Raw genomic sequence first — 284 nt, 5'->3', positions numbered from 1 at the left:
CATGCAGCCGCGCCATCAGCCATGCGGCGCGGCTGCATGCCTTTGACCTGCTTCGCCATGGCATCACCGCCGATTGCCTGCCGGTGCTCGACGTGCCGGTGGAAGGCGCCAGCGACGTCATCGGCGCGCGCGCCTACGGCAAGGAGCCGGGCCCCGTCATCGAGCTTGGCCGCGCCGCCGCCGAGGGACTGATGTCGGGGTGCAGGCCGAAGAACATGAAGGCGATGAAGTTGAAGAAGGCCGCCCAGAGCACCGCATAGTGCGGCCTCAGGACGCGCGTCGAG

1 pseudogene is annotated in these 284 nt (G+C 69.0%); it reads left to right on the top strand.

Features of this window, described 5'->3' with window-relative positions:
* Positions 1 to 200 (top strand): annotated as a pseudogene (locus tag EN857_RS34270) (beta-hexosaminidase); the annotation flags it as partial.
* Positions 201 to 284: the final 84 nt, after the last annotated feature.

It is taken from the genome of Mesorhizobium sp. M4B.F.Ca.ET.214.01.1.1 (genome assembly GCF_004791545.1).
Taxonomy (GTDB): domain Bacteria; phylum Pseudomonadota; class Alphaproteobacteria; order Rhizobiales; family Rhizobiaceae; genus Mesorhizobium; species Mesorhizobium abyssinicae.
The sequence above is the reverse complement of the archived record's forward strand: the minus strand, read 5'-3'. Positions and strand labels throughout refer to the sequence as shown.